16 protein-coding genes are annotated in these 15,648 nt (G+C 41.7%); all 16 read right to left on the reverse strand.

All coding sequences use genetic code 11. The features are described 5' to 3' along the window. Positions 1-88: 88 nt before the first annotated feature. Complete coding sequence (rpmB, locus tag TV75_RS04395; protein WP_034755741.1) at positions 89-277, reverse strand: 50S ribosomal protein L28; 189 nt, start codon at positions 275-277, stop codon at positions 89-91. A gap of 979 nt (positions 278-1,256) precedes the next feature. After that, positions 1,257-1,337, reverse strand: coding sequence for a stage V sporulation protein SpoVM (spoVM, locus tag TV75_RS04405; RefSeq protein ID WP_032088878.1), 81 nt, complete (start codon positions 1,335-1,337; stop codon positions 1,257-1,259). Between the two features lie 112 nt (positions 1,338-1,449). Beyond that, positions 1,450-2,097: a thiamine diphosphokinase gene (locus TV75_RS04410; RefSeq protein ID WP_044337434.1), complete on the reverse strand. Its 648-nt coding sequence runs from the start codon at positions 2,095-2,097 to the stop codon at positions 1,450-1,452. 58 nt (positions 2,098-2,155) lie between these two features. Beyond that, a complete protein-coding gene (gene rpe, locus TV75_RS04415; protein ID WP_044337435.1) occupies positions 2,156-2,809 on the reverse strand; it encodes a ribulose-phosphate 3-epimerase in 654 nt (217 codons plus the stop codon). Further along, positions 2,809-3,690, reverse strand: a complete 882-nt coding sequence (gene rsgA, locus TV75_RS04420; RefSeq protein WP_044337436.1) for a ribosome small subunit-dependent GTPase A — start codon at positions 3,688-3,690, stop codon at positions 2,809-2,811. Before rsgA ends, rpe begins: the two co-directional genes overlap by 1 nt. Positions 3,691-3,843: 153 nt before the next feature. Continuing rightward, a complete protein-coding gene (gene pknB / locus TV75_RS04425) occupies positions 3,844-5,856 on the reverse strand; it encodes a Stk1 family PASTA domain-containing Ser/Thr kinase (RefSeq protein WP_044337437.1) in 2,013 nt (670 codons plus the stop codon). Between the two features lie 4 nt (positions 5,857-5,860). Further along, positions 5,861-6,610 carry a Stp1/IreP family PP2C-type Ser/Thr phosphatase gene (locus tag TV75_RS04430; protein WP_044337438.1) on the reverse strand — a complete coding sequence of 250 codons (750 nt, stop codon included), beginning with the start codon at positions 6,608-6,610 and terminating at the stop codon, positions 5,861-5,863. Between the two features lie 314 nt (positions 6,611-6,924). Continuing rightward, entirely contained in the window at positions 6,925-8,259 is a 1,335-nt protein-coding gene (rsmB, locus tag TV75_RS04435; protein WP_044337439.1) for a 16S rRNA (cytosine(967)-C(5))-methyltransferase RsmB, read from the reverse strand. Continuing rightward, the gene (gene fmt, locus TV75_RS04440) at positions 8,252-9,202 is read right to left on the reverse strand and encodes a methionyl-tRNA formyltransferase (RefSeq protein WP_044337440.1); all 951 of its coding nucleotides are present in this window, start codon (positions 9,200-9,202) and stop codon (positions 8,252-8,254) included. Before fmt ends, rsmB begins: the two co-directional genes overlap by 8 nt. Beyond that, positions 9,202-9,684 (reverse strand): peptide deformylase, encoded by a 483-nt coding sequence (def, locus tag TV75_RS04445; protein ID WP_044337441.1) that lies wholly within the window; start codon positions 9,682-9,684, stop codon positions 9,202-9,204. The genes fmt and def overlap by 1 nt, the downstream gene beginning before the upstream one ends. Positions 9,685-9,715: 31 nt before the next feature. Next, on the reverse strand, positions 9,716-12,139 hold the full coding sequence (priA, locus tag TV75_RS04450; RefSeq protein ID WP_044337442.1) for a primosomal protein N': 2,424 nt from the start codon (positions 12,137-12,139) through the stop codon (positions 9,716-9,718). Next, positions 12,126-13,355: a bifunctional phosphopantothenoylcysteine decarboxylase/phosphopantothenate--cysteine ligase CoaBC gene (coaBC, locus tag TV75_RS04455; protein WP_044337443.1), complete on the reverse strand. Its 1,230-nt coding sequence runs from the start codon at positions 13,353-13,355 to the stop codon at positions 12,126-12,128. The genes priA and coaBC overlap by 14 nt, the downstream gene beginning before the upstream one ends. Positions 13,356-13,493: 138 nt before the next feature. Continuing rightward, positions 13,494-13,715 (reverse strand): DNA-directed RNA polymerase subunit omega, encoded by a 222-nt coding sequence (rpoZ, locus tag TV75_RS04460; RefSeq protein ID WP_044337444.1) that lies wholly within the window; start codon positions 13,713-13,715, stop codon positions 13,494-13,496. Next, positions 13,716-14,330, reverse strand: a complete 615-nt coding sequence (gene gmk / locus TV75_RS04465; protein ID WP_044337445.1) for a guanylate kinase — start codon at positions 14,328-14,330, stop codon at positions 13,716-13,718. It abuts the gene before it with no gap. After that, the gene (gene remA / locus TV75_RS04470) at positions 14,331-14,603 is read right to left on the reverse strand and encodes an extracellular matrix/biofilm regulator RemA (RefSeq protein WP_044337446.1); all 273 of its coding nucleotides are present in this window, start codon (positions 14,601-14,603) and stop codon (positions 14,331-14,333) included. A 56-nt stretch (positions 14,604-14,659) separates the two neighbouring features. Beyond that, positions 14,660-15,535 (reverse strand): YicC/YloC family endoribonuclease, encoded by an 876-nt coding sequence (locus TV75_RS04475; RefSeq protein ID WP_044337447.1) that lies wholly within the window; start codon positions 15,533-15,535, stop codon positions 14,660-14,662. Positions 15,536-15,648: the final 113 nt, after the last annotated feature.

The raw sequence follows: 15,648 nt of genomic DNA on the forward strand, positions 1-15,648 counted from the left end.
CTGATTTTCTATGTGTCTAGCAGATCCCTTTGCCGCCGATAGATAGAAAAAAGACGCCTATCAACTAGACGCCTTCTCGTTTTAAGTATTATACGCGTTCAACTTTACCAGATTTCAACGCTCTTGCAGAAACCCATACTTTCTTAGGCTTTCCGTCTACAAGAATTCGAACTTTTTGCAGGTTTGCACCCCAAGTACGCTTGTTCGCATTCATTGCGTGAGAGCGAGCGTTACCTGAGCTAGCTTTACGGCCTGTTACTACGCATTGTTTTGCCATAATATATTCCCTCCTCACTAACAAGAAGCTGAAGTTAATTTCAGTTCCACATTTCGCTTATTATCATAAAGATACTTTAATAATTTATCACACAACTTTCTATAATGCAATACTACAATTAAAACCTTTCAAGAAAAAATACTTTACAGACCGAAAAGCGGAGGCGGCTTGGTCAGGCCCGACAAGCATAAGGCGAATCAACCGGAAAGGCGTTCTATGCCTTTTTGGTTGATTTGACTAATGACCTCAAGGGGCTAGCCGCCGGAGCTGGACATATCGAAAAGCGGAAGGGGCTGGCCCTGGGGCGACAAGCATAAGACGAGTAACCCGGAAAGGCGCTTTTTGCCTTTTTGGGTTACTTGGCTTATGACCTCGAGCCCCAAGCCCCTGGAGCTGGACACACCGAAAAGCGGAGGCGGCTCGGACAGAGACGGCAAGCATAAGGCGAACTCCCACCAACGTTCACCTATCAATTGACATGTTCATCGTGATGGACAATAAGAAATGTAAAAGCAGCTGATTACCTGACTTAGATTAAAGAGGGGCCCCACTTCTCGGTTGGGCGATTAGGTTAACCGTCAGAGCTGATAAATAGCCGGAAAAATTCCGCTTATTTTGAAATTACTGTTTAAAAAGGATAAAATAGAAGGAAAAATTCCGCCTATTCACTCACAACATACTAAAAATGGATGATGTTTCTGTGCATAAGCGGAAAAACTCCCCTTATTAGCCTCAAAATAAGGATTTTCCTGAATATAACGGAAAAAACTCCGCTTATTCTACTCTTGATGGCAGAGCAAGACACCTTAATGGACCTCATCAGAAGTATTTAGTTTTGTAACCGTAAATATTCCAATAATGTTGCGACCAAGCAGTCATATCGGCAATTATTTTTAAAAAAGCCCTTCTGTCACATCCATATCCCCCGCCTTCCCCCAAAAAAAAGAAGATGGCACAAAAGCCATCTCCAACAAACCATTTATTCTTTTTTAAACGTTCCCAACATCGCCCTCACAAGTCCACCCAAAAATTTTGGTAATTTAATTGTATAAAAGCGCATTTTTAGTCCCTCCCCGCAATCTAAAGAACGTAATGTTTCGCTTGACAACAGTTAGTTTATTCAAGCAGTTTCAGTTAAGTACGTCTTCTTTTCTGCCTGGTTTTTAGAAGCTTTAATCACTGCTTCTTATCACCATTAATATGCCATTTGAAAAGGAAAAAGTACCAGATGATTGTATAAGTTCATTACTAATACATAGTGTGGATCCTCTTGAAATATTCCGATTTTTTAATGGATATTTAAAGCCGGTGAGGGTGATACCTTCCACATTTTCGGTTACGGGAACGAAGGATATGTACTGTAATTCGTGCCTTTGTTCGACGGAGTGCTCTCCAGATTTGACTAGGTATAATCGGTTTTGAACGTCTATGATTTCCACTTTAATGTCCTTACTTAAAAGACTCTGTGACATTAATAGTTGCAGGTTACCCATGAAATGATCAAGTCGCCCACCTGTGGCACCAAAAATAGTTATTCGGTCAGGATGTTGAGCAATCGCCCAGTTCAGGGCAAGCTCCAGATCCGTCTCGTCCTTTTCCGGCCGATAACGATTGACTTCTTGGACTTTCTCTTGAATCAACTCCCACTCTTCTTCGTTCACTGAATCAAAATCCCCAAATGCGATATGAGGTTCGATACTTTGTTCCAATAACGTGTATACGCCCCGGTCCACGCCAATCCAGTTCACTCCTTCACCACAATATGTGTTCAATTCAGGGATATATCTTTTGGGTCCACCAGCAACGATATTGATTTCCATACTCTTCACTCCCATATTATAAAAATAGACTGACCCTATAGGATCAGCCTGTCATCTTTTACGAAAGAGATTTCTTTAATTCTTCGATTGCTGCCCCACGATCTATCTGATTATAGATGGCAGAACCTGCTACAAATACATCTGCTCCTGCTTCAGCACAAATAGCTGCCGTTTCAGGGTTAATGCCCCCGTCCACCTCGATTTCAAGAGTAGGATTGATTTCATTTGCCCAATCACGAATCTGTTTGATTTTTGGCACGACCGATGGGATGAAAGATTGTCCACCGAATCCTGGGTTCACGGTCATAAGCAGAACCATATCGACATCTTGCAAAACAGGTTTGATCATTTCTGCCGGTGTTGCAGGATTCAGGACGACTCCCGCTTTTACACCTTTGCTTTTGATCATCTGAATCGTTCTATGCAAATGGAGATCAGCTTCTACATGGACGGTAATATAGTCAGCTCCCGCATCTGCAAAAGCTGTGATATATTGACTAGGATTTTCAATCATAAGATGTACGTCCAGTGGTAACGTTGTTAACGGGCGAATCGCCTCCACGATCATTGGCCCCAGTGTGATATTCGGGACGAAGTGACCATCCATCACATCCACATGGATATAGTCGGCCCCCCCTTTTTCCACATCTTTAATTTCGTTCCCTAACTCTGCAAAATTTGCAGACAGAATGGAAGGTGCGATTTTCATAATTAGTACCTCGGCTTTCTTTCCTTTATTTCCTTATGGAATGTTAAGTAGTGCTCGTAGCGGTATGCAGGGATTTCTCCTGCATCGACGGAAGCTTTAACGGCACATTTCGGTTCATTGATATGAAGGCAGCCCCTGAATTTACAGTCGTCTGATACTTCAACCATTTCTGGGAAGCATTGTGGCAGCTCTTCTGTTTCAAGCTCTGAAAACTCCAGTGAACTAAAACCTGGGGTATCCGCTACTAAACCATCCTCAATATCAATCAGTTCCACGTGACGAGTCGTATGTTTTCCCCGGCCCAAATGGGAGGAAATCATAGCCGTCTTTAATTCAAGTTCAGGCTTCAAGGCATTAAGCAAGGATGATTTCCCAACTCCGGACTGGCCGGCAAAGACAGAAATTTTATCACGTAAATAGGGAGTTAATTCCTCTACACCATGCTCGGTTTTAGAAGACGTCATCAGGACTTCATAACCAAATGACCGGTAATCATTCACATATCGTTCGATCTTGGTTGTTTGATCAGATGTAAGCAAGTCCATCTTGGTAACACAAATAAGCGGCTCTATTTCTTTACTCTCCACTAACACAAGAAACCGGTCAAGTAATGCCGGGCTGAAATCCGGTTCGCTTGCAGAGAATACCAGTATCGCCTGATCGACATTCGCGATTGGGGGTCGCACTAACTCATTCTTACGATCAAAGACCTTCAGGATGTACCCATCCGTTTTATTCTCAGCTTGAAATTCAACATAATCCCCCACCAGTGGGGTTATTTTATTTTTACGGAAATTGCCTCTTCCCCGGCATTGTGTAACGCTTCCTTCTGAAAGCACATAGTAAAACCCACTTAATGCTTTAACGATTTTTCCTTCAGGCATTCGAAACCTCCTATTCAAAAGCATTTATATAAATATTTTAGTCATTTCCATTATGTATCACTACCATTATAAATGAAAACAAGAGGACTGTCCCGTCAGGTTCATTAAAAACCCGGGTACAGCCCTTTGGCAATTTTCATTTATTCTTTAGGATTACTCGACAGTACCTGTTTTATACTCTTTTTCATCAACGAGAATGAGATACTCCCCTACAGTTCCTTCTTCCAATGTGAACTTCATTGTAATGGTTGTATCCTCGTAAATACTCATGAGTTCGTCACTATCTTCAATCTTCCTGTTCTTATCTTTAATATAAATATCCACTACTTGAGGTTCTCCATTATCCTTGGTATAAGGAATGAACACTTCCTCAGTAAATTCCTTTGTCGGTACTTCCTTCGGTGGCTCAGGACCTTTAGACATGATAACGTAAACATCCTCACCTTTACTAATAGGAGTACTCGCAACCGGCTTATGAGAAATTACCCTGCCTTCTTCAACTTCATCCGAGAACTTTTCACCCTGTACAATGATATTTATCCCATTCGAGGCTTCATATTTATCAAGTGCAGTTTGATCAAAACCTTCCAAGTTTTCTAAATCAAACTTCTCAATTCCCTTACTCACCGTAAGGGTAATAGTAGTTTCCTCAGCCACGACCTCTACTCCAGGTGACGGATCCTGGTCGAGGATGGTTCCGGCAGGTTCCCCTTCATCGAACTCTTCTTCTTTCTCTACCGTGAATCCTTTTTCTTCGAGTTCAGATGATACTTCTTCAAAACTCTTTCCGGCGTAGTCCTCGACTGCCACTTTTTCTTTTCCTGTACTAACATAAATATCGATGGCAGATCCTTCATTAGCCATTCGTCCTGCTTTTGGGTTTGTTTTGATGACAAAACCTTCAGGAATTGATTCATGGGATTGTTTTTTTGTTTCTCCGACGACAAATCCCTCTGAAACGATGGTGGAAATGGCTTCAGTCTGATCTTTTTCAACCACATCCGGTACCTGGATTTCCTTTGGTCCAAGCAGCTCAGGAACAAAAGTAACAGCAGCAACCCCTAAAAGTATCAACAAAAAGAATAAACTAATAATAAGAATCGGCCACTTCTTTTTACTCTTTTTCTTAGGGACTTCCTTCTTATTTTTCTTATTTTTCTTATTTCCATTCTTTTTTCCCTCTTGAACGGGAGGAGTCGGCTTCGTTTGAAGTTTGTCTGTGTCCGCTTGATGGTGAACAATCGTATCATCAAGATTCGAATACGCCTTCTGATCGGTAATGACAGGTATCGCTTTTGTTGCTTCGTCATCAAGTGGAACGGCAAATTTTGGTTCATTCATCCTGTCCGGATCCAAGGCTGAGGTCAATGCCTCGTCCATATCCTCAAGGCTTTCAAACCGTCTGAATGGATCTTTAGCCGTTGCCTTTAATACGATATTCTCAACACTCTGTGGAATATCCGGATTCCATCTTCTTAGAGAAGGAGTTTCTGATTGCAAGTGTTTCAATGCAATCGAAACCGCTGATTCCCCAGAGAAAGGCAGTCTGCCCGTTAACAACTCGAACATGACGATTCCAAGTGAGTAGATATCTGATTTCTTCGTAGCCATGCCGCCCCTCGCCTGTTCAGGGGAAAGGTAATGGACCGACCCTAGGACTGAATTGGTCTGGGTGATCGAAGTGGCACTAAGAGCCATCGCGATCCCGAAATCCGTTATCTTCACATTCCCTTCTTCATCAAGAAGGATATTATGTGGTTTTATATCACGGTGTACAATATGATTCTGATGAGCATGAGACATAGCCAGAGTTAATTGCTTCATAATATCGATCGCTTTGTCCACATGAACAGGTGAATGCTGCTGTATGTATTGCTTTAAGGTCATGCCATGGACATATTCCATGACAATATAATATAGATCGTCTTCTTCTCCTACATCGTATATGCTCACAATATTCGGGTGAGCCAAGCTTGTAGCAGATTGAGCTTCTCGTTGGAATCGTTTAATGAATTCCTCTTCATTGGCAAAATCGATCCGGAGCATTTTAATAGCCACTTCACGATCCAAAATCACATCGTGAGCTAAATAAACGTTGGCCATTCCTCCGCCGCCGATTAATTTAATGATTCTGTAACGCCCACTGATGCGCTTTCCTTCCATCATGTTATCACCCGCTTTCCGTTTCAGCGGCAAACTCAACAATTACTACGGTAATATTATCTTCACCGCCATATTCATTGGCTAAATGAACAAGCGACTCTCCTTTATTCTCAAGGGAGTGGTCCTGAACCAATATCTCTTTCATTTCTTTTTGGGAGACTTTGTTAGAAAGACCGTCTGAACATAGTAAAATAACGTCTTCTTCTTCAAACATTATCGTTTTGATATCCATCGTAATTGAAGCTTCCGTACCTATCGCTCTAAGTATTACATTCTTTCTCGGATGATGCTCTGCATCTTCTTTCGAAATTTCACCGCTTCTGACTAATTCATTCACTAATGTATGGTCTTCTGTTAACTGATGAAAACCATTTTCGTTCAGAATATATCCTCTGCTGTCACCAATATTGACAATGGTCGCAAATAAGGAAGTGCAAATGGCTCCGACGAGAGTCGTCCCCATCCCCTCACACTCCGAATTGGACTGAGAATAAGTATAAACCTCTTTATTTACTTCGTTAATAGTTGTTTTTAACCAATTTTCGGCCTCATCAGCGGTGTGAAATTTCTCGGTTTTCTCCCATAAGTCCTTTAAGATCGAAATGGTGAGCCCACTGGCAACATCTCCTGCCCGGTGGCCCCCCATTCCATCTGCTACAACAGCTAAATGATCGCCATGATGATTCACAAATACGCCGGCACTATCTTCATTAAGTTGACGCACTTTCCCTTTGTCCGTAAAATAAACAGTTTTCACTTAGGTCACCTCGTCTCTTCTTCTGCACCTGATCAAGTAGCACCTTATACTCATAGTTGGGTGCATCTTTAGTTCAAAAAATGAAAGGACTTTGATTATCTTCGTTAAATACGATCAGCTTTTCATTCATTCTGAATGGGCTGAAGAAAATTGATAATGAAAAGATCGAATATTTTCGGGCTGATCACTTTTGATGAAACAAACATATGATTACAAAGTAATAGATAACCAAAGATTCATTAAGGGCTGTTGTACTTTTACGACTTTTCTGGTGAATTTTCCTGCTTTTCTTTCGACATTTGATTAGTTTCGACTCATTTTTTTATAAAACACGAAATAAAGAACCCGTCTCCACCAAAGTCCTGAGGGAAAATTTGTAATTTATCCTCACTAATAAAAGGTGTAATGGAATCCGGAAGACCATCTAAAGCATGTGGTTCAAATTCAGGATGATCACTTAAGAAAGCCGAGATGGTACCTTCATTCTCATTTTGGTCTACAGTACATGTGCTATAAACTAAAAGTCCATCTTTTTTTAACAGTGGTGCAACAGCTGATAAGATGTCCAGCTGAATCTTCTGTAGCGAAAGAAGATCGGATTCTTTTTTAGCATATTTAATATCCGGTTTCCTTCTTAATACACCTAATCCAGAGCATGGAGCATCGACCAGAATGCGATCGAAGCTCTCTTTTTCAAACTTCTCTCCTGCATTCCGACTATCCAGGGTTGTCGACTTCACATTATTCAATCCAAGTCGGGTCGCATTTTCGTCGATTAATTTCACCTTATGCTTGTGTAAGTCCAATGCATGAACTTCACCCGTACCTGAAAGTTTTTCGGCTATGTGGGTCGTTTTCCCCCCAGGTGCTGCGCATGCATCCAACACTTTCATCCCCTGCTCAAGCTTTAAAGCATAGGAGACAAGCATGGAACTTTCATCCTGGATTGTACAATGTCCGTCACGATAAGCTTCTGATTTAGCAAGATTACCCCGAAGTGACTGAATAGCTTCAGGGACAATCGTGCTTTCTTTCACTTCATTGCCCTCATCCGTTAAACGTTTAACCAGTTCTTCCCTATTGATTCTGGTCGTGTTGACACGTGCCGATTGTTTAGGTGCGATTAAATTGGTTTCACACATCTCTTTCGTTTTCTCCAAACCAAATTGTTCTTCCCATCTCTTCACCAGCCAATAAGGATGACTCGTCTCGATGGCCACCCGCTCGATCGGATCTTTAATACTGTCTAGGGAAGGAAGCCCTTTTCTCTGAACAGAACGCAAGACCCCATTCACTAATCCTGAAATGCCTTTATGCCCTCTCTTTTTGGCGATTTCTACCGCTTCAAAGAAAACAGCACGGTCAGGAATTCGATCTAAGTACACAAGCTGATAGAGGGATAAACGTAAAAGTTGCCGAACCCATTCATCCAGCTTCCCCTTAATAAACGGGGCTAAATAGAAATCCAACGTCATTTTTCGTTGAATGGTTCCATACGTCAGCTCCGTTAATAATCCAATGTCTTTACTTGGCAGCTGATTTTTTTCAATCACATGATTAAGTAATAAATTACTATACGATTGATTTTTTTCTACCGCTTCAATGACATCAAGCGCTGCTTCACGAACGGTTTTATTTCGTTTACTCATTATTTTCTCCTAACATCATTCCTGCATTTAGGTGAGAGCCTGCCCCACGCAGGTAATCCTTTGCACTCATTCTCTTTTTACCGGAAGGCTGTAAATCGGTTATTTTAATTCCTACTGAATTGCCTGTGGAAACAACGAACCCATCTTCTTCGATTCTCAGGATTTCACCAGGTGCAGAGGATCGTCCTTCGACTTTTTCCCCCCACCAGATTTTCATCACAGAATTTTCTAAAGTGGTGTACGCAACCGGCCAAGGGTGAAGTCCTCTAATATGGTTATAGATTTCTTCTCCACTTCTCTTCCAGTCTATTTTTTCTTGTTCCCTCTTTATGTTTCGTGCGAAGGTGGCTTTTGAATCATCTTGCTTGACCGGGGTAATGTCCCCTGCTAATAATTTGGGTATCGTTTCAATCAGTAATGCTGCACCTGCAATACTTAGTTTATCGTGAAGCGTTCCGACATGATCCCGCTCATTTATATCTACTTCCACTTGACTAATTATGTCCCCAGCATCAAGCTTTTCGACCATATACATGATGGTAATGCCAGTTTTCTCTTTTCCTTGGAGAATGGAATAATGAATGGGTGCCCCACCTCTAAGTTCAGGAAGTAAAGAGGCATGAACATTGATACATCCGTAGGGCGGAGCTTCCAGTAATGCGTTAGGAAGAATTTGCCCAAAAGCGGCTGTCACTATAAGATCAGGCTTCAATACAAGCACTTTGCTTAACTCATCTTCATCCTTTATTTTCTCTGGCTGGTATACTGGGATCCCGTGTTTTTCAGCTGCTATTTTTACAGGTGGAGGCGTGAGGATCCTTTTTCTTCCCACCGGGCGATCAGGCTGTGTCACAACCGCAATAACATCATAGTTTTCATCTAATAGAGATTGAAGAACAGGAACTGAAAAATCGGGTGTTCCCATAAAAATCACTTTCGTCATTAAGCTTCATACCCTTCTAATTCTTCTTCTGTAACGTATTTTTCTACCTTTGAGGTAAATAGGATACCATGAAGATGATCGATTTCATGTTGGATCGCTCTGGCTAAAAAATCCTCAGCTTGAAATTCAATCAATCTTCCTTTTCTGTCATGCGTTCTGACCTTGATGGTATAAGGACGGGTCACTTCGCCATATAAGCCGGGGAAGCTTAAGCATCCTTCGAGGTCTGTTTGAGAGCCTTCCGCCTCGATGATTTCCGGATTAATAAGCTCAATTGTTCCACTGTCATCCCCGATATCGACCACTGCTACCTGAAGGTCGACTCCTACTTGAGGAGCTGCAAGGCCGACACCGTCCGCTTCAAGCATAGTATCATACATATTTGCCAGTAATTTTTTTAATTTCTTATCAAATGCCGTTACCTTCTCACAATCTTTTTCTAAGATTGGATCAGGATGCATTACAATTGGAAGTATTGCCATAAGTCTCCTCCATTTTTCCGTATAAATAGCGTTACATCATCATATAAGGGTTCACATCAATCGAGATTGATAACCCTTGTGATGCATATTGCTGCTGGTATTGATCTAATACTGTCTTTAATGTAGTGCCAAGATTTGGTTCCCGCTTGTATTTTATCAAACATTGATAGCGATATCTATTCTTTATCCTGGGGATCGGTGACGCAACGGGGCCAAGAATAATCGTTGTGCCGGATAGCTTTGACCGAATATAGTTCGTCATCTTCTCTGCAATGTCCACTACTTTCATTAAATCTTCATGACTTAATGTGATTAGAGTGATGTAATAAAAAGGAGGGTAGGATCCCATTTTCCTCATCATCATTTCCTGCTGATAAAAACGATTGTAATCGTGATTTGATGCTAACTCGATTGAATAATGCTCAGGTGTATACGTTTGGATCACTACTTCTCCGGGCAGCGTGTGCCTGCCGGCTCGTCCGCTTACTTGAGTCAGTAATTGAAACGTCTTTTCTGCTGCTCTGAAATCAGGCAGATGGAGCATGGTATCCGCACTGAGGACCCCCACAAGAGTGATATTGGGAAAATCGAGACCCTTCGCAATCATTTGAGTACCAAGCAGGATATCCGCCTTACCTTCTCCAAAGGCTGTCAAAAGTTTTTCATGGGAGCCTTTTCGAGATGTTGTATCTACATCCATACGAATGATACGAGCATCTGGTATGAGTTTTGTCAATTCCTCCTCTACCTTTTGAGTTCCGGTTCCAAAATAACGAATATGCTCACTCGTACATTCAGGACAAGTACTTGGAACTCCCTCTTCGTAACCGCAATAGTGACATTTCATTCCATTTGAAAAACGATGATAGGTCAAGGATATGTCGCAGTTTGGACACTGAAGGACAAAGCCGCAATCCCTGCACATGATGAATGAAGAATGTCCCCGTCTATTCAGGAAGAGAACGGTTTGCTCTCCTTTTGCCATCCGGTCCTGAAGCTTCTCGAATAGTTCTGTTGAGAACATGGAACGGTTCCCTTTCCTCAGTTCCTCTCTCATATCCACAATGTCCACGGAAGGTAATGGTCCGTCATTCATACGTTTATCCAGAGTGAGAAGCTCATATACACCTTTCGATGCTCGCGCAAAGGATTCCAAAGAAGGCGTAGCACTTCCTAAGATCACAGGGCACTGATGATATTCCCCTCGATAAATGGCGACGTCCTTAGCATGATACCGGGGATTTTCCTCTTGCTTATAACTCGTCTCATGTTCTTCATCAATAATGATTATGCCGATATTTTCAAAAGGAGCAAAAACGGCTGAGCGGGCACCAACCACCACTTTTACTTCCTTACGCTGAATCTTTCTCCACTCATCATACTTTTCGCCAACGGACAAACCACTGTGCAATACAGCCACATCATCTCCGAAACGGCCCTTAAAACGGTGGACCATTTGGGGGGTAAGCGATATTTCAGGAACCAATACAATCGCTTCCTTCCCTTCTTGTAAGACCCGTTGAATGGATTGCAGGTAAATTTCTGTTTTACCACTCCCTGTTACACCGTAAAGAAGGAATGTATGATGTTTATGTTGATCGATGGTGTTCAGTATAGGACGAATCGCTTGGTCCTGTTGGGACGTCAACGTCAGGGGTGAGGTCTTCTCAAATGTTCTGTTTTCAAAAGGGTCACGATACATTTCAACGTTTTTCTCAATCAGGAGACCTTTATTGACTAATGATTTAACGGTAGATGAGGTGGTCGCCATCTCTTCAAGGAGGGTCGAAGCAAGTATCCCGTCCCCACCCGGAGCAGAATCACTCATGTACTCTATGATCTGTTTTTGCTTACTTGCTTGAGGGGGCAGGCTGTTCTTTACCTCTTCTAAATCATCGTCTTGAATATTAAGATAAAGTTTTCTCACCGTTTTCTTATTCCCCTTGGCTTTCACCCTGTATATCACTTCAACAGAACCATTCTTAACCTCTTTATGAATGAGAGGTAAAAGCCCGCTTTCTTCAATCACTTTCCAGGAAACTTCTCTCCCCTGCTGAAAGAAGCGCTGCAAAGAGTGATGGAGCCCGCCAGGTCCCATGTTTCCTTCGAGCTGAAAAAATTTTTCGTATTTCGCCTTCATGGCTGCAGGCAGCATGGATTGAAAAGCAGAGATTTTAAAACAAAGGGTCTTCTCTGTCAGCCAGTTCCCCAGTGCAAGGAGTTCGTTATTGAGAACCGGCACAAGATCCATTGGCTCAATGACCGGTTTGAGTTTCGACACTTCGCCTTTTTCCTTTAATTCAATCACAAAACCTTGAATTTTTCTTGGTCCAAACGGAACAACTACCCTCATGCCGGGAAGGATACTGCTTCTCCATTCATCCGGGATACTATAATCGTAGGTGCGATCCGTTTGCATGGCAGGGACATCGACGATTACACTAGCTACGTTCATGTGGCGTACCCTTCTTTATTTGCCGGACTGCTTCTTTATAGATTTCTTTGGCTACATCGACTTTTGATAATAACGGCAAATCCCGAACGTCCCCGCCTTTTGTAACGATCGACACCCGGTTTGTATCGGTACCAAAGCCTGACCCTGTTTCTTTCACATTATTTGCCACGATCATATCTGCCCGTTTCTTTTCAAGTTTAGCCTTGGCATACTCCTCAACATTTGTAGTTTCTGCCGCAAATCCGATAAGATATTGATGATTCTTTATGTCTCCAAGACTTTTTAATATATCCTTCGTTCTTTCGAATTCAATCACTAGATTTCCATCTTTTTTCTTTAACTTATCCTCAAATATTTCCCTCGGACGATAATCAGCCACCGCTGCGCTCTTCACCACGATATCCGCTGTCGGGAAAGCTGCATGAACCGCGTTGTACATGTCTTCAGCGCTCATGACGGATACCCATTCAACACCCCGGGGAACCGGTAAATGGGAAGGTCCTGAAATCAATACGACCTGAGCCCCAAGGGAAACGGCAGCTTCTGCAAGGGCATAGCCCATTTTCCCGGTTGACCGATTGGAGAAGAATCTTACAGGATCAACCATTTCTCTGGTAGGGCCTGCTGTAATCACTACTCTTTTGCCTTGTAAAAGCAGTCCTTCACGATCATGATCTGAAAAATAGCGATCAATCAATTCCACTACTCTTTCAGGTTCTTCTAATCTTCCTTTTCCAACGTATCCACAAGCTAAATACCCTTCACTTGGTTCGACAAATTCGTAGCCAAAGCCAAAAAGGGTATTAATATTTCGTTTCACCGCCGGGTGATCATACATATGTACATTCATGGCAGGGGCAATCCAAACTTTCGAGGTCGTTGCCAGAATGGTTGTTGATATCATGTCATCTGCAATTCCGTTCGCAAGCTTCCCGATGATGTTGGCTGTTGCTGGTGCTACGAGTACAAGATCCGCCCAGTCAGCTAAGTCTATATGAGCAATCTTTGCCGAATCCTTTTCATCAAAGGTATCCCAGTATACATCTTGACGGGATAATGCTTGGAAGGTAAGTGGAGCCACAAATTTTCGAGCTGAATCAGTCATGATGACTTTCACTTCCGCACCGCTTTGGACCAGCTTGCTCGTTAAAGCAGCCGCTTTATATACAGCAATTCCACCAGATACACATAGCAGTATTTTTTTCCCCTTGATCATTCTACTTTCCCCCATTACTCTTTATACTTCCTTTATTATGAAGGATATTGATAGAAAAAGAAAATAGGGTTGTCTCGAAAAGATCATGAAATCTTTCGAGTCAACCCCCTTAGAGTTTATCATTAAGCATGATGATGCTTATTCATCAGAATAAACAGCTTTAGCGTCTCTTTCTTTCATAGATAGTTGACCGGCCTGAATTTCTTCAAGAGCTTTTCCTACAAACTTTTGAGACTCATATTGGTTCAAACGGTAATCCCCGGTGTCTTGAAGGTTTCTCGCTCTCTTAGCCGCGATACTGACTAACGAATATTTAGAATCGATCTTTTTCATTAATGAATCAATGGATGGGTTTAACATTTATTCAACCTCCAGCATATTTAAGTATCGTTGTTGCACTCGTTCCCGTTTACAGTGTTCTGCCTGAACAATGGATTTAATCTTGTTTACGGCATTTTCTATTTGATCATTTTCAACAATGTAATCATATAGATTCATCATTTCGATTTCTTTTCTTGCTGTATTCATTCTGCCCTGGATCAAATCATCCGTTTCAGTCCCTCTTGTTACGAGGCGGTTCTGAAGTTCAGAAAGACTAGGGGGTGCCAGGAAGATAAATAAACCTTCAGGGAATTTATCCCTGACCTGCTGTGCACCTTGTACTTCAATTTCAAGAAAAACATCTCTTCCTGCATCAAGTGTTTCTCGAACATAATCAACCGGAGTGCCATAATAGTTCCCAACGAACTCTGCATACTCCAAGAGCTTTCCTTGCTCTATAAGCACTTCAAACTCTTCTCTTGTTTTAAAGAAATAATCTACACCATCCACTTCGCCTTCTCGGGGTTTACGAGTGGTCATGGAGATGGAATATTCAAATTTTGTATCTTTTTGGGAAAAAATCGCTTTACGAACGGTTCCTTTTCCGACACCTGAAGGTCCGGATAGAACGATCAGCAATCCTTTTTCTTTCATTTATTTACCCTGCCCTTCTTCTACTATATCCTCTTTATCCGTTAAACGATGAGCAACGGTTTCGGGTTGAACAGCTGAAAGAATAACGTGATCGCTATCCGTAATAATAACCGCTCTTGTTCTTCTTCCGTATGTAGCATCAACAAGTGTTCCCCGGTCTCTTGCATCCTGAATCAAGCGTTTGATCGGTGCTGATTCGGGACTGACAATGGAGATGATCCGGTTAGCTGAAACGATATTTCCAAATCCTATATTGATGAGCTTGATCGACATAACGCTCCTCCTAATCAATAGTTTAGTTTCGCCGGAATGACGGGAAACTAAACTTCTTATTCTACATTTTGCACTTGTTCTCTTAGCTTCTCGAGTGTTGATTTCAGTTCCACGACAATCGTGGCGATAAAGGAATCATTTGCTTTCGAACCAATTGTGTTCACTTCCCGGTTCATTTCCTGAATTATGAAATCAAGCTTCCTGCCTACAGGCCCTTCACCAGTCAATGTGGAATAAAAATACTGAATGTGACTTTCCAATCTCGTCAGTTCCTCGGTAATATCCGATTTATCAGCAAAAATGGCAACTTCCGTAAGTAAACGACTTTCATCAAAGGAAGTTTCATTGTATTCAAGAATCCTTTTTCTTAATCGTTCCCTGTATTGATTGACCACTTGGGGAGCATGATTGGTAAGTTCAACCAATTTTTTCTCTAAATGATTGAGATGGGAGAGAAAATCCTTCTTGAGAAGCTGTCCTTCTTTTTCCCGCATTAACCTAAGGTCAATTGCCGCTTGTTCTACAGCTTTTAACACCAAATGCTCAAGTTCTTCATTTTCTTCTTCCGATTCTTCAATCAACACAAATTCTTCTCTGTTTAAGAGGTGGGCTAATTGCACTTCATCTTTTAAGGAGAAGGTTTCTTTCACTTTATTTACTAACTGATAATAATCTTGAATGAGCTTCCAGTCAATATGTAGATTTTTATGTACTAAGCCATCACCGGTTATTGTGATGAAAATATCCACTTTCCCCCTCTTAACGGACTGGGATACTTGTTTTTTAATTTTATCCTCAAGTTTCATCAATTGGCGGGGCATTCTTATGTAACATTCACTGAATCTGTGATTAACGGATTTCATTTCAACCGTTACAGTATGTTGTTCAGAGTCTACTTTGCTTCTTCCAAAGCCTGTCATACTGACAACCATTACGATCACATCCAATCTTTTGACGGTATTCGTATGTAGATCTACTGACTTCATATGATTTCATACGTGCATTCACACTATATAAAAAAGGTAATAGAGGCGATTCTCTATTA

The sequence above is a fragment of the Rossellomorea aquimaris genome (assembly GCF_000935355.1).
Lineage (GTDB): Bacteria > Bacillota > Bacilli > Bacillales > Bacillaceae_B > Rossellomorea > Rossellomorea aquimaris_B.